We start from the raw sequence: 21,555 nt of genomic DNA, 5'->3' as shown, positions 1-21,555 counted from the left end.
ATAATAACTGATTTTTTCAATTAGCTAATTTAAAATACTATATAAATCTCCAGCATTGAAAGGAGTATCCTTTTTGCAAACAAATAAACATTCCGAAAAGGAAACAATCATTTTTATTCATGGATTAGTTGGAAATCGCCGCGCCTTCAAAAAAGAGCATAAACGATTTTCTGCATCCTACAACATTATAACTTATGACTTATTAGGTCACGGCGACGATAAAGGAGAAGCTATCGACTTTTCAATACAGCGCCTCGTAGATCAATTATTGAACTTGTATGAAAAAGAGGGAATTGAAAAGGCTCATATTTGTGCTCTAAGCTATGGCTGTTATATCTCTACGACATTTGCACAAATGCATCCAGAAAAAGTATTAAGCATTTGTCATATTGGTGGACATTATAATAACCCTTCCCGTTTATATAATGTTTTTCGAAAATTTTGGGAAAAACGTGGTGATGAATATTCATCTTGGCTTTCTCAGTATGCTAGTACTATTTTTCCAAGTGGAATACTAAGGGCAAATCCGTTCGCTGTTATTTCACGAAATATTTATTACCGTTTCGGATTACAATTACACTCGTCCATTATTGCTGAGTCATTACGACATCGCTTAGAATTCGACTTGAAATCTAAATTAAAAGCACTTCCCCATCCTATATTATGGGTGATGGGAGAACATGATCATCTCTATAAATCTTGTCTCTTTGATTTGAAGTCCATTCTTCCGAACGTTTTATATAAAGAAATTCCATTAGCAGGTCATGCAGCAAACTTATTCCGTCCAAACTATTTTCATGATTTATATGCTAAGTTTTTGCGTGGGAAATTGACATAAAGTGAAACTTTAATCAGCGGGGTTTTGTCCATCCCCCGCTGATTATTATCCCGCAAATAGCGAGATAAATACTACTATACTGTCAGTTTATCTAACTATAAAAAAGGCTTCCCAAGTTTCCCTGGAAAGCCTTTTCTCTATACAAAAAGTATAAAAAATACTTTTTCTTAGTATGCTTTTGTGTAACCTAATAGGTGCTTACTCCAGTAAGAGTTGCTTACAGAGCTAATGCGTACACCAGTTGCGTCATTTTCTGCACTGATAAACTGTCCATTTCCTAAGTAAACGCCCATGTGAGAAGGACCTGATTTATAAGTATTTTGGAAGTATACTAAATCACCTGGTTGTGGATTGCTAGTTTTTGTTTTAGAGCTCCAGTATCCAGCAACTGTTTGACGAGCGCCTGAATGACCAGTTTGATTTAATACGTAGTGGATGAATCCACTGCAGTCAAAACCAGCAGGTGTTACACCAGCAGTTTTGTATGGTGAACCATTTAAAGATCTAGCGAATCCAGCGATTGAAGATGTATCTCCACCTGTTGGTGCTGTTGGTTTTTGTACTTGGTTCGTACCTTGGTTACCACCAGTAACTACATTGTTCACTCCGCCTTTTACAAACTTCACAAAGTCTGCACTTACGTAACCTGTGCGGCCGTTATGGTTAATTTTATACCAACCATTTTCAGCGCCAGTAACGTTTAATACTGTACCGTTTGTTACCCCACCAATTACAGGGTTATATGTAGCTGGACCTGTACGTACTTTTAAAGCTCCTGTATTAACAACATATGAACCACCAGTTTGAACTGTAGTAGTATTGTTGTTGTTGTTTGTAGTTGGTTGCTGTGTTTCGTTAGATACAGCTGAACCACCTTTTGTTACGAAGTCTTTACTTACGTATCCAGTTCCACCATTGAAGTTAATTTTAAACCAATCTTGAACTTCACCTACAACTTGAACTGTTTTACCTTTATTTACAGAACCTAAAACAGTATGAGATGCACTTGGGCCTGTACGTACGTTTAGTGAAGAAACGTTTACTGTGTAAGTACCTGTTCCTTGTTGAACAGTAGTTCCTTTATTGCCACCAGTTGTTACGAAGTCCCCACTTACATAACCTGTTTGACCATTTACACTAACTTTGAACCAACCGTTTTCTTGTCCAATTACTTGAAGTACTTGACCTGCTTTTACTTTAGAAATAACGTTATGTCCTGTACCAGCACCTGAACGTACATTTAATACATCAGCTGTTACCGTGTATTTTAATTCAGAAGTTGTTTCTACTGTTTTTGTTTCAGTTACAGTCGTTTGAGTTTGTGTTTGTCCATTAATTTCTTTTAGCGCATCATTTGAAACTTGTGCATGAGCAGAATCCATTCCTGGAACTGCTACGCCTACTACAGATGCTGCTGCTAAACCTGCGATTACTTTTTTCATAAGTTGTCTTTACTTCCTTTCCCTACTATCCTCTTGAGAAAAACTATAAACTTAGTACTTTACAATATTATCAAAGTAAAATATTCATCCAGTTCCATTTTTTAGCAAGAGTTTTATTTTTCACACGTCGTTTATTTTAAACGATTGAAGTGACTTCCGTGTGAACTTCATGTGAACTTTACCATTAAACTGTGTGTTTTTGCAACGATTTTTTCAAATTTCTTATGTATTACATCAAAATTTAAAAACTTCCTACGTTATTTCAATATAAATTTTACACTTTTTATCTAATATAGAAATTCCATTAATCTAATACATAAACACAATATGTTTTTCTAGAAAGTTCTTTTTCATGAGGCACACTCTTATCATGACAAAAAACACTTTATTTATCAATAGTATAATATTTTAAGAAAATGAATTCTCTATACTATGTATGATTTTAAACAAAGTGATGATTTGTAAGATTTCATGCACAAAAACCCCCCCACTCGAGAGCATTCCCATTCAAAAAACACAATTGACCATTTTGTTTCCCTACTAAATATGGAATTATTAGGGTTTTATTGATAGAGTATGTATAATCACATGAAAAGAGGAGTTGCATTTGTGGAAAAAATAATAGACGATCACATAAATAATAATATCGAACTTTACTACGCTCTTACTCACTTATTATCGTTTACAACATTTAAAAAGGTAACAATCATTGAAACAAAGAAAAACGAATTAAAAGAACAGATGAAAACAATTCAGCATACAAACTTTTACCATGTATAAAAAGGTGAACAGATTATATCTCTGTTCACCTTTTATTTTATTTTATTTGTAAATTTTCACACGAGTTTCTAATGCCTGATATTCTTTATCTCCTGCAGAAACTACTGGTTTACCAAATGGCATTTGCGCAGTTAACTTCCAGTGTCCAGGTACATCCCATTCTTTCCTTACTTCTTCATCAATCAACGGATTATAATGTTGTAATGTAGCACCAAAACCTTCAATCTCTAGCGCTGTCCAAATCGCAAATTGCAACATTCCTGAAGATTGTTGAGACCATGTAGGGAAATTGTCTTTGTATAACGCAAAGTTCTCTTGCAAACTTTCTACTACTTTACTATCTTCGAAATATAAAACTGTTCCATAGCCACTTTTAAATGCATTCATTTTCTCTTCAGTAGGTGCAAAATTATTTTCAGGTACAATTTTTCGTAACGTTTCTTTCGTAACATCCCATAATTTGTCGTGTTGTTCACCTAGTAATACAACAACTCTTGCACTTTGAGAATTAAAAGCCGAAGGTGTATGTTTCACAGCATGATAAATCACTTCTTGAATTCTTTCATCAGAAACTACTTGCTCTTTACTAATCTCGTAAATAGATCTTCTGTCTTCAATCGCTAAGTAAAAATCTTTTGCCATTACAATTCCCTCCAATTTTTCATTTGAGGCAGTATCATATGTACGAAGCATATAATGCCTCTTAAACTTATTATTAATAAGTTCTTAACTTAATACTATCAACAAACAAAAACAAACTCAAATGATATCACTTGAGTTTTTACTCCCCATACTCTCAAAAATTAAAAAACAGCTTATTATCACCAACATCAAGGTTCAAATAAACTGTCTGTCTTTTTTTATAGCAATTAACTTACTTCTTCACCTAATTAACCAATTGAAAAGCATAGGACATTAGCTTCTGTGTTTCTGTGAAACGTTTTGTTTTACCTTTTGTCCCCATAACAACTGTAATAATGCGATTATCACCTTGTTTTGCAGTACCTGTAAAACAATACCCTGCGCTATCTGTAAATCCTGTTTTTAATCCGTCTATTCCTTCTATATATAAAGCTTTATTATTTTTATTTAACATCTCATTTGTGCTTGTAACATTAACATTGTTAAATGCTAACTGACTTTGACGTAAGTGAGTCACTTCTAATATTTCTGGGTAGTCTTTTATAAGATGATACGCTAATTTTGCTACGTCAGCTGCTGTCATTTTTGTTTCACTTCCGTCGGGCTCCTGTAATCCGGAAGCATTCGCGAATTTAGCTTTATCTGACATTTCTAACTGCTGGGCTTTTTCATTCATAAGTTGAACAAAGTTTTTTTCTGTCTTAGCTACATGTTCTGCTAAAGCGACAGCCGAATTATTAGCCGATTCAATCATTAACGCATGATATAAGTCCTTAACAGTTAATGTATCATTTACTTGCATTGGGATTTTTGCACCCTCTGTTTGTGCCGATTTCGCACTTATTTTCACTGGATCTTCCCAGCGGACTTTTCCATTATGTATACTCTCTAAAACGAGATATGCTGTCATCATTTTTGACATACTAGCAGGGGCAACAGCTTCATTTTCATTATTTTGATAAATAACATCTCCATTACTCGCATTGATAATAATAGCTGCTTTTGCATCAATTTCTGGTGGTATATATTTTGGTGGAACTACTTTTTCAGATAGCCCTGTTTTAGGTAGCTCTGCCACTTGTAAAGGCTGAGTATCTACATTTGTTTCACTCTTTTGAACTCCTTGGAAAAAGAACCAACATATACCCAGAATTACTGCTAATAGGATTGTTAATATTCCCCATTTTAACCGATTCATCCCAAAACTCCTTTAGCAAATCTTTTATACACTCATGTTTAACCATAACAACAATTACTTTATATCGTCAAGGTAAAAAGCATATTTATTCATCTTACAGCAATTATTATTTCAACCTCTTTCTCTTTTTCATATGTGTTACACTAAAAATAACGAAATATAAGAATATTCAATACCATATAAACACAAAAACACTATATAATAGAAAGGAATTATACAAATGATACTTCCAAAAAGATTGAAATATGGAGATACAATCGGCATCTACTCCTCCTCTTCACCAGTAACCTACACTTCTTCAAAAAGGTTTAAACGAGCAAAATTATACTTAGAACAGAAAGGATTTCATATATTAGAAGGTTCACTAACAGGTCAATATGATTATTATCGTTCCGGGAGCATTAAAGAGCGTGCTGAGGAATTAAATAACTTGATTAGAAATCCTAACGTCTCTTGTATCATGTCGACAATTGGGGGACTGAATTCAAATTCATTATTACCTTATATTGATTATGAGACTTTTCAAAAGAACCCTAAAATAATGATTGGCTATTCAGACACAACAGCATTATTACTAGGGATTTATGCAAAAACAGGAATTCCTACATTTTATGGTCCAGCACTTGTTCCTTCTTTTGGTGAATTTGAGCCTTTCGTAGATTGCACGTACAAATATTTTGCGGATACTTTAATAACTGATCAACATCTTCCTTACAACTTAAGCCAACCGTTATTTTGGTCAGATGAATTTATTAATTGGGAAGAAAAAACGCAGGAAAAAGAACTTCGATCGAACAATTGGATTTCAGTAATGGGCGGAAAAACTACTGGACGTATTATTGGTGGGAATTTAAACACTATACAAGGTATTTGAGGCAGCCCCTATATGCCACATATTCAAGAGGGTGACATTCTCTTTATTGAAGATAGCTCAAAAGATGCATCTACTATCGAAAGAAGTTTTTCATTACTTAAAATTAACGGCGTTTTTGATAAAATTTCAGGTATCATCCTTGGAAAACATGAGCAATTCGATGATTGTGGTACAAATCGAAAACCTTACGAAATATTATTAGAAGTATTACAAAATCAAAAACTTCCTTTTCTAGCCGATTTTGATTGTTGTCATACTCATCCAATGATTACTTTGCCAATAGGTATTCAAGTAGAGATGGATGCAACAAATAAAACGGTACAAATTATAGAGCGATGGAGAGACTAACGACACTTATTCCACTATCTTGTAATGCTGAAAAATACAATTACATTTTTAATAGAAGAAAGTGGATATCACTCATAACAAATAGTGCCTAATGTCTTCTGTTGTTTTACAATAGAAGACATGTTACTATATATTTTGGAATGTGAAATGATAAGCAAAAATCTATGATATGTACTGAAAAGACAATTTCAATGTACATTATGTAATAAGAAACTATTGATTAAATAAATAAATTCATTTCAAATGTATTTATTTACATGTAAAAGAGAGTGAATATATGAAACCAACTATTAAAAACTATGTATTTTTACATGTGGCCTTCTTGATATATTCTATCATTATGGTTTACATGAAATGGGCATCTCAATTCCCTATTGCATCAATTTCATTTTTTATTGCTTACTTCGGACTTGTTGTACTTTTATTCGGATATGCAATTCTATGGCAACAAGTCATTAAGAATTTTGAAATTTCTAGAGCATATTCACACCGTGGGATTATAATACTATGGTCCATGCTTTGGTCAGTATTCCTATTTGGAGATACGATACAGTGGAATCACATACTTGGCGCAGCTATTATTATCGTCGGAATTGTGGTGGTGACAAAAGATGAATAGTTATATGTTATTATTGATATTTGGGATAATTTTAGCCAATTACTCACAAATATTATTAAAAAAGGCTACTTTACAACAATACGATTCTAGAATAAAAGAATATGTGAATCCTTATGTTATCATCGGCTACTTTTTATTTGTAATTAATGCCGGATTAAATGTGATCGCATTAAAAGGCTTGGCATTAAAGCAAGCATCTGCATTAGAATCATTAAGTTACATCATTATATTAATTTTCAGCTGGTATTTCTTAGGGGAAAAAATAACGAAACGAAAAATCATCGGCAACATTATTATCGTTGTTGGTGTAATCGTTTATTGTATACAATAATAAAAAGATCCGTTTGTGATAAACGGATCTTTTTATCTTTATTCATCACTGCCCTAGATTTTGAACCTTATCTTTCAAATCACGAACTTGTTCTATTGTCTGCATAAGCTCAGAGTTTTTAAACTGTTCTACATCCATTTTTCCTTCCTCTATCTTTTTCATAGATGTATCAATTAATGTATTTAACTTTTCATTATATCCGACGATTTGTTGGTGAAGATCCTTTGCTACATCCGGTGGTGTTAATTCATTAAAAGCTGGTATATCTTGTTTAATTTCACTAAGCTTCGTTTCCAATTCTTTTCGAGCTTCTCCATCATTTATAGCCTTCTCAGCTAATCCTGGCGCTTCATTTGCAAATGCACTTATTTTATTCACATAGTCTGTCGCTTTTTGAGCATAATCTAGGGAGTTCTTCCCTTCCTCTACTATCGAGCATCCCATCAAACCAATTGAAACTACAATTGAAAATAACATTATTTTTATAAACTTCATTTTACCTCCTACTAATAATAGTTCTTTTGTACATTTATAAGCACTTATTTTTCTCCTTATACACCTTATCACAGCACGCCTTATTTTTTCATCTTCATTATATACATTCTAGAAAAATCATTATTCTCCTGTTCAACATGTATTTCAAACGATATCGAACATATTACCATAATAAGAATTTTTATTTCTTCGATCCTTTCGTCCCAAAATTATCCCTACTAATTTTATACATTTCCACCTCGCAACTATCTTCATTTACCTAAGAAAACAGACATACTTATTTTTAAGTACATCTGTTTTTTTTGGGGGAGCTTATCATTCCCTTATCCTCTCACACGCCCTATTACCGTTACAATATCTATGTCTATATGTACACTAACAATATCTTCTATAATATCCGTATATCCTTGGCCTAAAGGTGTTCCGTAATGTAATAAAATCTCTTTTTTTTCATAAACTGACTTCGGTACTGTAAAAATAAATTTCCTCATATTCCGTTCATCAGCAGGCTCCAGAATTAAAACAATGCCATCCTCTTCAAACATATAATCACGCCTTCCAACAATCCATTCACTATGACTCAAGTATTGCCTTGAAAGGATAGGTTTTAAACACCCTTTCTAACAATATATAACCATTTCATGCTCAACTAGCTTATACAGTCTATATGATTTCACCACAAATACAAAAAAACACAAACCTTGAACTATCAAGAATTTGTGTTTTTTGCATTTCATTCTTATATACCTTTATCAAGCTCGTATAACCTACGATATTTCTCATTTTCTTTCAGTAGCTGTTCATGACTACCTTGCATAGCGATTTGGCCACTATCAAGGAAAATAACTTCATCTACATGTTCAATTCCTACAAGATGATGTGTAATCCAAATAACAGTCTTTTCTTCTGTTGCAGAAAACATTGTTTCTATTAAGGCTAATTCTGTTTTAGGGTCTAAACCGATAGTCGGTTCATCAAGGACAATGATCGATGCTTCTTGCATAAGAGTTCTTGCAAATGCTACCCTTTGCCTTTCTCCACCAGAAAACCTCTTTCCCATTTCATGCATTTTTGTTTGTAATCCATCAGGAAGAGAAGCAATGTGCGGTGCTAGCTGTGCTTTCTCTAACGCTTTCCATATCTCTTCATCATTAGCCTCTGGTTTACCGATCCGCACATTATTTCCAATTGTCGTATCGAATAAATGTGGTTTTTGGTTTAATACAGAAATATATTTTGACAAAAGATTCGTATGAGCTTGTTCACCATTCAATATAATTTGGCCACTCACCGGACGTAGCGCCCCAGTTAACAGTTTTAGTAAAGTAGATTTTCCTGTTCCACTTCTACCTAAAATAGCAATTTTCTTTCCTGCCTTTATTTGCAATGATACGCCTTTTAATACAGATTCATTACTATTCGGGTAATTATACGACACATTACTCAGTTCAATATCTACATGTTTTGGTACAACGTATTCTTTATCTCCAGGTAACTCCTTATCATCCAAAGCGCTATCACTTTCTACGCCATTAAGCCGGTGAACAGATTCTACATAAGATGGAATTCGATCAATAGCATCTGATATAGGGATAAGCGCATTTGTCACTGATAACGTCATTAATACGAAGGCCGCGATGACTGTAGGTGCAATTTGTCCACTTGCTGATTGATTTCCAGTCCACAAAATCATTGAAATAACTACAATACCCACTATTAAATGAATGACACTGTCTCGAATATGGTACCAGCGTTTCACTCTCTTTTCTGTCTTTAACAACTGGACATTTTGCCCTACATACGCATTAATAAATTCATCTTTTCTACCACTCGCCTGCCAATCAGATAACCCAAATACAGCATCTGTCAATTGTTGATACAAACGATTTCTTCCTCGCTTCAAAGCAACATGATGTCGTTTCATCAAAAGTAGTGATACGAATGGAAGAAGAAAAACAATAACAGCTAACATACAAGCTGAGATAAGTGCAAATACTAAGTCAAATGCACCGATAACAAGTACGAAAATGCTATATACAACTAACGCTAATATACTAGGGAATATTGTACGTAAATATAGATTCTGTAAATGTTCTATATCATCAGACAATACACCTAGTACATCACCAGTTTGAAATCGAGAGCGTAAAAATAGCGCCTGTGGTTCTACAATTCTATATAGTTTTGTCCTCATTTTTTCTAAAATTCGTAGAACGACGTCATGCCCTACTAAACGCTCTAAATAATGAAAGACAGCTTGCCCTATACTAAACGCACGCGTTGCAACTATAGGAACATATACAGCCATTACATTTTCTGGTCTGAGAGCAGATTTAGAAATTAAATAACCTGAAATGAAAAGTAGCATCGCACCTGAACTAACTCCAAGAAGCCCGAGGAAAATAGTCAACGTCATTCTACCTTTATTTTGCTGTATATGAGGTTTAATCCAGTTACTCATCGCTCTCCCCTCTCTTCCCTATAAAAATGTAATGTCTCATTCTTTAAAAGTTCTTCATATGTTCCACTTTCTTTGATTTCCCCTTTATTTAAAATAAGAATATGATCCATTTGCTTCATCCAATGCAGACGATGCGTTGCAAGAAATACTAACTTACCTTCAAACAGACGTAACATCGATTGCTTTATTTCAAATTCAGTTTCAATATCAAGATGTGCTGTAGGTTCATCTAATAAAATGATTGGCTTTTTACTTAAAAGTGCACGTGCCATAGCGACACGTTGTTCTTGTCCGCCACTAAGCATACGTCCACCTTCTCCAATTCTTTCGTACATCCCATGTGGTAGTGATGCAACGAGCGAACGAAGGCCCACTTCATTTATAACTCTCTCAACCTCTTCATCAGGTGTATTCGTTTCATAGAAACAAATATTATCTTTTAACGAAAGTGGAAAAATATAAGGTTGTTGCGGAATATAAGCAATATTTTTTTGCCAATCTTCTCGAGTAGATTCATCAATTTCTACACCATTTACTAACATCTTCCCATCCGACAGGGGGAGAAATCCTGCTAACACATCGATTAGCGTTGATTTCCCTGCCCCACTTTCACCAATAATGCCTATAGCACCGTTACCTTGCCAAGTAAAATCAATTCCCTCTAATATAGCCTTTTCAGATTCATCATTATTTACTTTTACATCTTGTAATTTCAAGCTACTAGAAGAATTCCATACTATATCTACATTTGAATCTTTCTTTTCTATTTCTTTTTGTTTCTGTAGAATTTCTTCTATTTGCTCCAGTGCAAGTTGTCCATCTAATGTAGCATGATAATTTGCTCCAACTTGCTTAATCGGCAGAAAATATTCCGGCGCTAAAATTAAAATCGTAAAAGCTGGTAACAGTATAATTGTCCCATCTATTAACCGTATCCCTAATCCAACTGCTACAAATGCAATTGATAAACTCGTAAAGAAATCTAATGCAAAAGAAGAAAGAAAAGCAACTCGCAAAGTACGCATCGTTGCTTTTCTATATCGTTTACTTACTTTTTCAATCTTTCCTTCGTGCTGTTTACTTTTTCCTAAATACTTTAATGTTTCTAATCCTTTTAACGTATCTACAAAATGATTAGAAAGTACACGATATGTTTCATATTGGCTATCCGCCATTTTCTGCGCTGCTAATCCGAGAAGGATCATAAATATGATCACAATTGGAATCGTTACAACTAAAATAATTCCAGACTTAATGTCCAGTGTAAAAACATATAGAACAATTAGCCCTGGTACGATACTACTTCTAATCATTTTAGGAATTGTTAATTCAATATAAGTTTTAAATTTCTCAATACCTTCTATCGATAAAGTAACCAGATGGCCAGTCCCATTCGTTTGGACAAATCTCGGCCCTAATGTAAAATATGCTTCTATTAACTGTTTACGTAATGCCAATCCTGTTTTTTCAGCGAAACGCTCAACCAATATTTGCGATGCTCGCACCAACATTTGGCGTGCTGCAAACGTGATCCCAAAATAAACAGTTTCATTTAGCACAGCCTGCACTGTTTCTCCATGAAATAAAAATGTGATTGCTCGTGCTAAAAACACTGTCTGTGCAATGATACTACACGCCTCTAAAATGCTAATAAGACTTAAAGTTACATATAAAACTCGGCTACCAGGATACGACGGAAGTCCTCTTTTTCTTTTCATTAGTACTCCAAATCTTTGTCTGACTTAACAGGTTGTCTAAATACATAGAAACTCCATATTTGACTACCGATAACAAACGGTAAAATAGCAAGAGAAAAATAGCTCATCAGTTTTAATGCATAAGGTCCTGATGCCGCATTATAAATTGTCAAATCATTTACCGCTCCTAATGAGCTAATCATGACACGCGGGAACATACCGATGAACACACTTGCACTTAGCAAAATGATTGTTAAACTCGTCATAAAGAAAGCCCAACCATCTCTTCTTCTTTTATTTAATAAAGTAGAAACAAATAGCGCTACAAAAGCTCCAATTGGAACCATTAGCCACTCTGAACCATGTGCGGTGAAAATATCTGTTTTCCATAACCCTACAGCTGCAAAAACAAGAAGTGTTATTAATGCAAAAGGTGCAATCTTTGTCGCGGCAATACGTGCGCGTTCTCGTAATTTCCCTGTTGTACGTATAGTAAGGAATTGCAAACCATGAACAATACATAGAAGAAGAAACATAACTCCTCCAAGTAACGCAAATGGGTGAAGTAATTTCATGAATCCGCCTACCATATTTTTACTTTCATCAATTGGTACACCTGTCATAAAGTTTGCGATTGCAACTCCCCAAAGTATAGGAGGTAGCATGCTTCCAATAAACATGCCCCAATCCCAGAAACTTTTCCACTTATGGTTTTCTATTTTCGCACGGAATTTAAAGGAAACGCCTCTTATAATTAAAGCAAGAAGCATAAACACAAACGGAATATAGAACCCACTAAATAAAGTTGCATACCAGTGTGGAAATGCCGCAAACATAGCACCACCAGCACAAACAAGCCATACTTCATTTGCATGCCAAAACGGTCCAATTGTATTTAAATATATACGTTTTTCCAAATCATTCTTTCCTAAAAACCTTGAAACGATTCCTACACCAAAATCGAAACCTTCAAGTACAAAGAATCCAACGAATAAGGTTGAAATAATTAGAAACCATAACTCATTAAGAGATAACATACTCTTCCTCCTTATCAAATGGATCATGGCTTTGATAATCCTTTTTCGTTTTCTTATTCGCATGTCCTTTAATGATACGAACGAATAAGTAAACAGTAATGCCTCCAATAATTACATATAGTGATGTGAATGAAACAAGAGAGAATAATACTTCTCCAAATGTAACGTTTGGAGATACTGCATCTTCTGTTTTCATAACGCCGAAGACAACCCAAGGCTGACGTCCCATTTCAGTCATAATCCAACCTACTGTATTTCCGATAAATGGTAGTGCAATTGCATATACCATTAATTTTAAATACCAAGTTTTTTCAGCTAAACGATCTTTTCTTGATAAGAACCAGCCGTACGCTCCTAGAAGAAGCATGAATGTTCCACTCATTACCATCGCTCTAAAACTCCAGAACATAGTATGTACTGGCGGAATATAATCCCCAGGTCCATATTTTTCTTCATATTGTTTTTGAATTTGATTCATTCCTTCTACTTGACCGCTAAATTTATCGTATGACAATAGACTCAGCATATAAGGGATTTGAATTTCAAACGAATTTTCTTTCTTCTCTGTATCAATTTTTGCAAATACTGTAAATGGAGCTGGATCCTCACTCGTATTCCATAATGCTTCAGCTGCTGCCATTTTCATCGGATGTGTCTTAATTAAATTTTGTGCTTGTGCATGACCGAAAAATAATACCAATGCTGTTGAAATTGTTCCAACAACGATAGAAACTCTGAAAGACTTCTTAAACACCTCAGTCTCTTGTTGTTTTGCAATTTTCCATGCACTAACACCAGCAATAAAGAATGCGCCTGTTGCAAGTGCCGCTGTAATTGTATGTGGGAATTGCACCCATAGTTGTGGATTTTGAATAATCGCCAAGAAATCATTCATCTGCGCACGTCCATCTGCAGCCATTTCATATCCTACCGGGGACTGCATAAATGCACTTGCAGTTAAAATCCAAAATGCTGATAACATTGTTCCTATTGAGAGGAGCCAAATACATAAAAGGTGAACTCGCTTCGGAAGTTTATCCTCACCGAATACCCATAAACCTAGGAATGTAGACTCAATGAAAAATGCTAATAAACCTTCAATTGCCAGTGATGGTCCGAAAACATCACCAACAAAACGTGAATATGTTGACCAGTTCATACCAAACTGAAATTCTTGTAAAATACCTGTTACAACACCTACTGCAAAGTTAACAAGGAATATTTGTGTCCAAAACTTTGTCATTTTCTTATAAACTTCTTGTCCCTTTACCACATACAACGTTTGCATTAACGCAATGATAAAAGCTAAACCAATAGATAGCGGAACGAAAAAGTAATGAAAAATCGTTGTAGATGCAAATTGTATTCGTGCCAATTCGAGCGTTTCCATGCTAAAGTCACTTCCTTCATAATTTTTTATATCGTAATATCGATTGAATTGTATGAATTCACTTCATAACGAACAATTCAATCATTTGGAAATACAAAAAGATAAATTCGTTTATGTACTTTCTGAAAATATAGATTGTCAGTTTTTTGGATTATTACAAAAGAACTTTCTTCATACGATTTACCTTTTCACTATTTCAGTAGTGTTTTATTCGTTAATCGAATTGTATAATATACTTACATAATAAATTCAGGTGATTTTTGACGTATTATTGACAGGATTTTGTCTGAAATATGTCTTTTGTAATTTTTTTGAATTAGATTTCTCATATTTTAAAAACGTATTTTTCAAACATACAACATACTCTTATATCAATTATCATTACGTTTTTCTCTTCATACGCTTGACTTTCCTCTTGAAAATTGTCCTCGAATATCAACATGAAAACCTCTTGAATTTTGTCAAGTGAAAAATGTATTTCCAAAATTCAAATCAAGAATATTGTTATTCACAAATAGAAAAATCCTTTCCTTTTTTTAAACTAAAAATTCATTTTTTCGTCATTTTTCCAAACTGACTAAATAAAAAAGTACCGAGAATAGGTTATATTCCCGGTACTTTTATCATTATTTCGTTGTATATTTTCTAACAGCCGGCATAATTTCAGTAGCAATTAATTCAATGTTTTTCTCAATCTTATCAAATGGTACACCGCCAAAATCAATTTGTGCCATAAAACGTTGTTGCCCAAATAACTCATATTGGTAAAGCATTTTTTCAATAATTTGTTGCGGGCTACCAATCATTAACGCATCACGGTGATCTACTGCATTAGTAAATTGTTGTTTTGGATATCCACCACCGCGTAGTGCAAGCATACCAGCATTAATATGAGGATAATATTCACTAAGTGCATCTTGTGAATTTTCTGCTGTATAAAATAAACTTGTTGTCGCAATTGGTAATGTCGCTGGATCAAAACCACTTTGCTCAGCAGCTTCACGATATGCATCAATCGAAACTTTAAAATTAACAGCTGGGCCACCAAGTGTCGTAAGCATCATTGGTACACCTGCGCGTCCTGCCTTAATTGCACTAGCAGGTGGCCCTCCAACAGCACGCCAAATTGGCATATTGTTATTTTTAGCTCTCGGTATAATTGCCGCATGTTCAAGTGGCGTTCTAAACTGCCCTTTCCATGTTACACTTTCTTCTTTATTTATTTTTAATAAAAGATCCATCTTCTCCTCAAATAGTTCTTCATAATAATTCACATCGTAACCAAGTAAACTATATCCTCCAATACGAGATCCACGACCAGCAACGATTTCAGCACGACCATTAGAAATTAAATCGATTGTGGCAAAGTCCTCATATACACGAACCGGATCTGACGTACTTAATACTGTTGCAGAACTCGCGATTTTAATATTTTTCGTAGCTTGTGCTATAGCTCCTAAAATAACTGTATGAGCTTGCGTTGTAAAATGCGCTTGATGACTTTCACCGACAGCAAACACATCAATTCCAGCTTCATCTGCTAACTTAGCTGTTTCAATTAGTTCATGAATTCTTTTTTCTGCACTTATTTTCGAACCATTATGTGGATTTAAAATATGATCTCCAATTGAATATAATCCAAATTCAATTCCTTTACTTGTATCAATACGGTATTTTTCCATAGTTGCTCTCTCCCTTTTAATAAAGCGGTATTAATTTCTCTTCAATCTCTTTTCTTCTCTCTTCTAAAAATGGTGGTAAATCCAGCTCTTTTCCTAATTTTTCAACTGCTGAATCTACAGTAAATCCTGGTCCATCCGTCGCAATCTCAAATAAAATGCCATTTGACTCACGGAAATATAAGCTTTTAAAATAAAAGCGATCGATAATGCCTGTTGATTGGAACCCTTTATCTTTCACCGCTTCATTCCAATAACGCAGTTCTTCATCATTTTTTACACGAATAGCTAAATGATGAATACTTCCTTTTCCAGGTCTTTCACTCTCTCCCTCTTGCTGTTTTACCAAAATTTCTCCAAAAGATTGACCAGCAATAGATTGATAAATCCCTTCATCATCTGAACGAGATACTTCTTTATAACTAAACAAACCTGTTAATGTTTTTGATAATTTATTTAAACTGCGCACTGTCATTTCAACTGTTCCCATACCTAAAATACGATGATTCTGCTCTACAGAAGATTCATCCCATGCAGTCCAATATTCAGGCACCTCTTCACCGTTATTATTTAGTAGCACTAACCGTAGGCCATCTGGATCTTCAAAGTGCAGTGCGTCTCGGCCAGCGTAAGTTGTAATTTCCCCATGCGCCACCTGGAGCGACTCAAAACGTCTCTTCCAAAATGTAAGACTTTCTATTGAAGGTACGAGCAAGCCTATTTGTGTTATTGCATTTGTACCACGAATTGTTCTTCCTACATTCGGCATTTCAAAAAATGATAATTCAGTTCCAGCACTCCCTGTTAAATCGCCATAAAACAAATGATACATAAATGGATTATCTTGATTGACTGTCTTTTTCACTCGGCGTAATCCTAATACTTTTTGATAAAAATCATTATTTGTTTTCGCATTTTTTGTCACCATAGAAATGTGGTGATGCCCTGGAATTGTATACATAATATTTCCTCCTCTAATTATCACTTGATTAGTCAATTGATGGTGTAAAAAAAATTACTCAACTGGTAATTCTTTTTTTTCACTCTGCTTATGAACTTTTGTCATTAACGCGTATAGTATTTTCTGTTCTTCCTCATCTAATACATCATCAAAAAAAGATGATTGAAATGCAAGTTGCTCTGGCAATGCTCTTTCTAAGACTGCTTCACCCTTCTCAGTAAGGCTAATCATTTTCGTTTTCCAGTCTTGTTTACGCACTATATATTCTTCTTTTTCAAGACGTGTTAACATTCTAGAAATACCACCTTGCGTCACAGTAACTTTTTCCGCTAACTCCATTTGTGTAAGGGGCTGATAAATCCGTATTTGCATAAGTACATCAAATTGAGCTGTCGTCAAATCAAAACGTTTCAAAAACTCATTTGACATCTGATTACTTTGGTTCGTAAATCGTATTAAACGTAACCAGATTAACGATCCTATCGTATTTTCACGCATATTTGATCACTTCCTATCGTGAATCTTACTATCACTTTACCACTCAAGTGATAGTAATGCAAGAGAAAAAGTTTAAAAAATCGCCTCACCAGAGTATAACCTAAACTTAACTTTCAATCTCATTCATTGTTATATTTAAAGCTGCCACAGCTTTTGGCCAGCCAACGTAAAAAGCCATATGTGTTATTAATGCAACCAGTTCATTTTCCATAATCCCATTTTGTTTAGCTAACTTCAAATGAAATGGTAATTGTTCTGTATTACCGAGACTAATTAGTGCCGCCACTGTACATAAACTTCTTTCTCTTAATGTTAAAGTGGCATCCCGCCACACTTCCTCAAACAATATCTCTTCACTATAATGAGCAAATGCAGGTGCTATTTCTCTCATTTTCTTTTGAATATAAAATTCAATTGGTTCATTCATCATTTTGCTCCCCCTCCACTTTTACCAATTGTGCCACCCCTTGACCAAATGACCAATTTTCAGCAGCTGTCTCATGTAGTGTAATAAAAATGTCAGCACTCTTAATATTTGAATGTTCCGAAATTCTAAAGGATATCGATTGATACAACTCCTTTTTTTGCTTTATTGTTCTTCCTGGTCCACATGTAATAGAAACATGGATTATGTTCTCTGTTCTCTTTTCTTCTTGTTCTAACAAATAATATGGATTATAAAAAAATTCGTTTAGTCGATAAGGTAAAAACATTTGAAAATAATCATTTTCAGGATAATACACGTTCACAAAAGGCATATATTCTCATTCCTTTTTCTTATTTTGGCATTTAACAAAACTTCATTATGAAATGTGTAAAATCTCATATATAGTAGCATTATCCATTATATCTATTTCAGGCTTTTCATTATAAAAACTGAATTGACTATATCCCCATTTATCCGGATTATACACTATTACATTCCCTATACAATTTTCCGTATTTTGGACATTCTGATTCAAAATATTAAATTGAGCCCCAATCAAAGATTTACTTTGAGAAATACTTCCTGCATATTCAACAGCATATCTACTTTTTTTAAAATCATCGCTTAGATTAACAACTAATGGAGCACCTATATTTATTTGTTGCCACCCAAACGACTGTAAAATATTATCGTAATATCCTTCAAAGATAAATTTGTTCATCCCTTCATGAGCATTCCAAATATATAAAGGTGCATAACAATTATAGAAATTCCCATCCTTACTTGCCTCAGAAATTAAATAGGCTTTAAATTTCAACTCTTGAAAACCATCTGTTTTATACCCATTATCCTTTACCCTATTCCTAATAATCTCCATATCATAATCCTTTGGCAAAATGACCTTATATTGCATTCCAATCATGTTTATCACTCACTTTCGATCTTATATACATAATGATAAACTGATGACTGACTAACGTAAAATAGGTATAAATTATGCTTGGTATCATTTATAATGATACCGTATAAGGGGCTGAGATAAATGGAAATTAATGATCTTATTATATTCAAAACTGTAGCCAGTGAAGGTTCTATTAGTAAAGCTGCTAAAGAGCTAGGTTATGTGCAACCAAATGTAACTGAGCGAATCAAAAAATTAGAAGAAGAGTTAGAAACTCCTTTACTACATAGAGATAACAAAGGTGTTTCCCTGTTACCTTCTGGTGACATTTTATTAAACTACACGAATAAAATATTAACTCTATTAGAAGAAGCGAAAAATGAAATTAAAACGAGTGGTACTTCTTATGTAATAGCGACTTCACAATCTATTTTGACAAATTATTTAAGTATGCGTATTAAAGAAAATTTCAGGAATTATCAAATATACATAGAAAGTAGTAGCTATTTACAAAAACTACTACAGCAACAAATAGTTGATATGATCATAACTTATGATGATTATCCCGACGCAGCGTTTAAAAAAGTATTTACCACTTCAATTTCTATAGGCTTATTAAAAGCGAAAGAAAAGTGTACCATTGACTATTCAAAGGAACTTTTTTTCGTTAGCAATGACAAGAAGTGCCCTTTTAGAAATAAGACAATACAATTTCTAAAAGAAAACAACCTATCTCAGCGTCAACTTCAACAGTTAGATTCATATTCGCTTATTGAAGAGTTTATTAATGATGGAAATGGAATAGCTTTTTTACCAATTAGAAATAATAAACTAGTTCCAATTGAAGATGTTCCAATAGAGAAATTAGCTGTTCATTTTTTTACAAATCGAGAGTTAGATAAAAAGATTCCAATTGAACTATTCAACTAGAACAATGTTTTTTTACAAAATAACAATTTCACGAATTATATATGTTATAACTTTTCTAGAAAATAAAAATCCCTCCTTTTACTTAAAGGAGGGATTTTTATTTTCTTACTCCACTTACATTCTCTTCTATCGATTTTTCACACGTTCTGCTCCACCCCTGTACTTTTCTCCTTCTTACTCTTTTTTAAATTCTTCAAATTCTTAACCGTTCCAACTAATCCTTTCGGGAAAACTAGTAACACGATAATGTATAATAAACCAAGAATAATCGTCCATCTTTCAAAAATCGGATACTCCGATGCTAGTTCTGATAAATAGTATTTCAGTGATTCAATAATCCCAGCTCCAGCGATTGCTCCGATTAACGTTCCTACTCCCCCGATCATTGTCATCAATAATGCATTTAGCGTCATTTCAATTGAAAATACCGTCGTATTGACAAAACGCAATGTGATAACGAATAAACCACCGCTAATCGCAGCCACTATTCCTGCCACAACACTTGCGATAATTTTATAATGGAGAACTTTATATCCAAGCGCTTCAACACGTTGTTCATTTTGTGAAATTGCCTTTAATACTTTTCCAATAGAAGATTTTGTGAAAAGACGTAACAAAATGAAGATGCTTATTAAACATATAAGTGTCACATAATAAAACGTAAAACGATCACGGAATATATCTGGTACACCAAATGTAAATCCATCTCCTCCGTGAGTGAGCCCACGCCATTTTTCAGCAAGTACAAAAAACAACTGAGAAATAGCAAGTGTTAACATTGCATAAAAATGACTTTTCAACCGTAAAGAAAGCAATCCGATTATATAACTAACGATTGCTGAAATGATTATTGCGACTGCTATTCCTATAAAAAAGTTCGTTATAGACACCCCTTGCCGATCAAATAAGAGTGCCACACCATACGCTCCTATTCCAAAGAACATACAATGACCGAATGAAACAATACCCGTATATCCAAGGAGAACATCAAAACTCATAGCAAAAATAGCAAAGATGAAGATTTGAGTGAACAAAATTAACAAGCTCCGTGAATCATTTACGAATGGAAATACACTTAAACAAATGAGCATAAAAACTCCGAAGTATACTTTAATTCGACCCGATATGCTGTTCACCATGTCACCCCTTTTCACCAACGAGTCCCGTTGGCTTCACTATTAAGAAAAATAGTAACATTAACATATTGATTGCAAGAGATAAATCTGGCACATAATACGCTGTAAAAGCACCGGCTAATCCGACAATTAAAGATGCTAGCGCTGAACCTTGTACGCTACCTAATCCGCCAATAATCACTACTATAAAAGCTAAAATTGCATACTGCATACCCATCTCAGCGAAAATAACTCCAGAATACGGTGCAAGTAGGAAACCACCTAACGCTGCCATCCCTGCTCCTAATAAAAAGACAAACGAGAATATCGCTTTTACGTTAATTCCGAGAGCTTGAACCATCTCTTTATCCATTACACCAGCGCGAATCATTAGTCCTATCTTTGTTTTTTTCAGCAGTAATAGTAAAGCGATATAAATTAGTATCCCAACTAAAATAACGAATAGGCGATATTTTATTAAGATAACTCCTCCAAATGTAAAACTTCCTTGAAGCCATAACGGTAATTTTGCAGCAATTGGATTAGGACCCCAAAATATTTTGATGCACTCGCTAAGAACGAGCATTCCTCCGAGTGTAACGAGAAGCTGCCGAACATGGTTTCCATACACTGGTCTAATAAGAAATCTTTCTAAAATGAAACCAAGAAACATGCCCATAGCGACTGCGCCAATTAGCGCTAATAAATAACTACCTGTCATATTGAATAACCAAACGCCTGTAAATGCTCCCCATGCAAATAAACCACCATGCGCAAAATTCAGTACGCTCATTAAACCGAAAATAAGTGATAGACCAGACGCTAATAAAAAAATAAGCATCCCTGTCGAAACGCCGTTTACAAATAAGTTAATTAGCACATCCACGTTCTA

The 21,555-nt window shown here is 34.2% G+C and carries 22 protein-coding genes and 1 pseudogene; 6 read left to right on the top strand and 17 right to left on the bottom strand.

Features of this window, described 5'->3' with window-relative positions; genetic code table 11:
• Window positions 1-73: 73 nt before the first annotated feature.
• Window positions 74-838 (top strand): alpha/beta fold hydrolase, encoded by a 765-nt coding sequence (locus MR071_RS07075; RefSeq protein WP_105586937.1) that lies wholly within the window; start codon window positions 74-76, stop codon window positions 836-838.
• Between the two features lie 167 nt (window positions 839-1,005).
• On the opposite strand, the gene entFM is transcribed toward MR071_RS07075, so the two are convergent.
• The gene (gene entFM / locus MR071_RS07070) at window positions 1,006-2,280 is read right to left on the bottom strand and encodes an enterotoxin EntFM (RefSeq protein ID WP_242235535.1); all 1,275 of its coding nucleotides are present in this window, start codon (window positions 2,278-2,280) and stop codon (window positions 1,006-1,008) included.
• 609 nt (window positions 2,281-2,889) lie between these two features.
• Between entFM and MR071_RS07065 the strand changes: the two genes are divergently transcribed.
• The gene (locus MR071_RS07065; protein ID WP_181149528.1) at window positions 2,890-3,060 is read left to right on the top strand and encodes a hypothetical protein; all 171 of its coding nucleotides are present in this window, start codon (window positions 2,890-2,892) and stop codon (window positions 3,058-3,060) included.
• A gap of 42 nt (window positions 3,061-3,102) precedes the next feature.
• Here MR071_RS07065 and MR071_RS07060 read toward each other — a convergent pair whose 3' ends face one another.
• Window positions 3,103-3,702, bottom strand: a complete 600-nt coding sequence (locus tag MR071_RS07060; RefSeq protein WP_242235656.1) for a nitroreductase family protein — start codon at window positions 3,700-3,702, stop codon at window positions 3,103-3,105.
• 244 nt (window positions 3,703-3,946) lie between these two features.
• Entirely contained in the window at window positions 3,947-4,900 is a 954-nt protein-coding gene (locus MR071_RS07055; protein WP_242235533.1) for a D-alanyl-D-alanine carboxypeptidase family protein, read from the bottom strand.
• A gap of 220 nt (window positions 4,901-5,120) precedes the next feature.
• Here MR071_RS07055 and MR071_RS07050 point away from each other — a divergent pair.
• The 3 genes and pseudogenes from MR071_RS07050 (at window position 5,121) to MR071_RS07040 (ending at window position 7,072) form a co-directional block, all read left to right on the top strand.
• A pseudogene (locus MR071_RS07050) lies at window positions 5,121-6,122 on the top strand (S66 family peptidase).
• Window positions 6,123-6,399: 277 nt separating this feature from the next.
• A complete protein-coding gene (locus MR071_RS07045; protein ID WP_002086172.1) occupies window positions 6,400-6,741 on the top strand; it encodes an EamA family transporter in 342 nt (113 codons plus the stop codon).
• The gene (locus MR071_RS07040) at window positions 6,734-7,072 is read left to right on the top strand and encodes an EamA family transporter (protein WP_002148709.1); all 339 of its coding nucleotides are present in this window, start codon (window positions 6,734-6,736) and stop codon (window positions 7,070-7,072) included. Before MR071_RS07045 ends, MR071_RS07040 begins: the two co-directional genes overlap by 8 nt.
• Window positions 7,073-7,117: 45 nt before the next feature.
• Here MR071_RS07040 and MR071_RS07035 read toward each other — a convergent pair whose 3' ends face one another.
• The 12 genes from MR071_RS07035 to MR071_RS06980 all read right to left on the bottom strand — a co-directional run bounded on the left by MR071_RS07035 (window position 7,118) and on the right by MR071_RS06980 (window position 18,639).
• Window positions 7,118-7,567, bottom strand: coding sequence for a DUF6376 family protein (locus tag MR071_RS07035; RefSeq protein ID WP_242235531.1), 450 nt, complete (start codon window positions 7,565-7,567; stop codon window positions 7,118-7,120).
• A 323-nt stretch (window positions 7,568-7,890) separates the two neighbouring features.
• Complete coding sequence (locus tag MR071_RS07030; protein WP_105586942.1) at window positions 7,891-8,112, bottom strand: hypothetical protein; 222 nt, start codon at window positions 8,110-8,112, stop codon at window positions 7,891-7,893.
• A gap of 194 nt (window positions 8,113-8,306) precedes the next feature.
• Complete coding sequence (cydC, locus tag MR071_RS07025) at window positions 8,307-10,028, bottom strand: thiol reductant ABC exporter subunit CydC (protein WP_242235529.1); 1,722 nt, start codon at window positions 10,026-10,028, stop codon at window positions 8,307-8,309.
• The gene (gene cydD / locus MR071_RS07020) at window positions 10,025-11,746 is read right to left on the bottom strand and encodes a thiol reductant ABC exporter subunit CydD (RefSeq protein ID WP_242235526.1); all 1,722 of its coding nucleotides are present in this window, start codon (window positions 11,744-11,746) and stop codon (window positions 10,025-10,027) included. Before cydD ends, cydC begins: the two co-directional genes overlap by 4 nt.
• Window positions 11,746-12,762: a cytochrome d ubiquinol oxidase subunit II gene (gene cydB / locus MR071_RS07015; protein WP_002126907.1), complete on the bottom strand. Its 1,017-nt coding sequence runs from the start codon at window positions 12,760-12,762 to the stop codon at window positions 11,746-11,748. Before cydB ends, cydD begins: the two co-directional genes overlap by 1 nt.
• Complete coding sequence (cydA, locus tag MR071_RS07010) at window positions 12,749-14,152, bottom strand: cytochrome ubiquinol oxidase subunit I (RefSeq protein ID WP_242235524.1); 1,404 nt, start codon at window positions 14,150-14,152, stop codon at window positions 12,749-12,751. The genes cydB and cydA overlap by 14 nt, the downstream gene beginning before the upstream one ends.
• A 626-nt stretch (window positions 14,153-14,778) precedes the next feature.
• A complete protein-coding gene (locus MR071_RS07005) occupies window positions 14,779-15,834 on the bottom strand; it encodes an LLM class flavin-dependent oxidoreductase (RefSeq protein WP_105586946.1) in 1,056 nt (351 codons plus the stop codon).
• A 16-nt stretch (window positions 15,835-15,850) separates the two neighbouring features.
• Complete coding sequence (locus MR071_RS07000) at window positions 15,851-16,792, bottom strand: ring-cleaving dioxygenase (RefSeq protein WP_105586947.1); 942 nt, start codon at window positions 16,790-16,792, stop codon at window positions 15,851-15,853.
• 54 nt (window positions 16,793-16,846) lie between these two features.
• Window positions 16,847-17,290 carry a MarR family winged helix-turn-helix transcriptional regulator gene (locus MR071_RS06995; protein WP_105586948.1) on the bottom strand — a complete coding sequence of 148 codons (444 nt, stop codon included), beginning with the start codon at window positions 17,288-17,290 and terminating at the stop codon, window positions 16,847-16,849.
• A 106-nt stretch (window positions 17,291-17,396) separates the two neighbouring features.
• Complete coding sequence (locus tag MR071_RS06990) at window positions 17,397-17,720, bottom strand: carboxymuconolactone decarboxylase family protein (protein ID WP_070170025.1); 324 nt, start codon at window positions 17,718-17,720, stop codon at window positions 17,397-17,399.
• A complete protein-coding gene (locus MR071_RS06985) occupies window positions 17,710-18,048 on the bottom strand; it encodes a tautomerase family protein (protein WP_375337510.1) in 339 nt (112 codons plus the stop codon). Before MR071_RS06985 ends, MR071_RS06990 begins: the two co-directional genes overlap by 11 nt.
• 45 nt (window positions 18,049-18,093) lie before the next feature.
• Complete coding sequence (locus tag MR071_RS06980; protein ID WP_242235520.1) at window positions 18,094-18,639, bottom strand: DUF4865 family protein; 546 nt, start codon at window positions 18,637-18,639, stop codon at window positions 18,094-18,096.
• A 120-nt stretch (window positions 18,640-18,759) separates the two neighbouring features.
• On the opposite strand from MR071_RS06980, the gene MR071_RS06975 reads away from it, so the two are divergent.
• Window positions 18,760-19,548, top strand: a complete 789-nt coding sequence (locus tag MR071_RS06975; protein WP_242235519.1) for a LysR family transcriptional regulator — start codon at window positions 18,760-18,762, stop codon at window positions 19,546-19,548.
• Window positions 19,549-19,685: 137 nt separating this feature from the next.
• Here the strand turns inward: MR071_RS06975 and MR071_RS06970 are convergent, their stop codons facing one another.
• Window positions 19,686-20,639 (bottom strand): branched-chain amino acid ABC transporter permease, encoded by a 954-nt coding sequence (locus MR071_RS06970; RefSeq protein WP_242235654.1) that lies wholly within the window; start codon window positions 20,637-20,639, stop codon window positions 19,686-19,688.
• A 49-nt stretch (window positions 20,640-20,688) separates the two neighbouring features.
• The gene (locus MR071_RS06965) at window positions 20,689-21,549 is read right to left on the bottom strand and encodes a branched-chain amino acid ABC transporter permease (protein WP_002148733.1); all 861 of its coding nucleotides are present in this window, start codon (window positions 21,547-21,549) and stop codon (window positions 20,689-20,691) included.
• Window positions 21,550-21,555 lie beyond the last annotated feature (6 nt).

Source organism: Bacillus cereus group sp. BfR-BA-01316, assembly GCF_022664195.1.
Lineage (GTDB): Bacteria > Bacillota > Bacilli > Bacillales > Bacillaceae_G > Bacillus_A.
The sequence above is the reverse complement of the archived record's forward strand: the minus strand, read 5'-3'. Positions and strand labels throughout refer to the sequence as shown.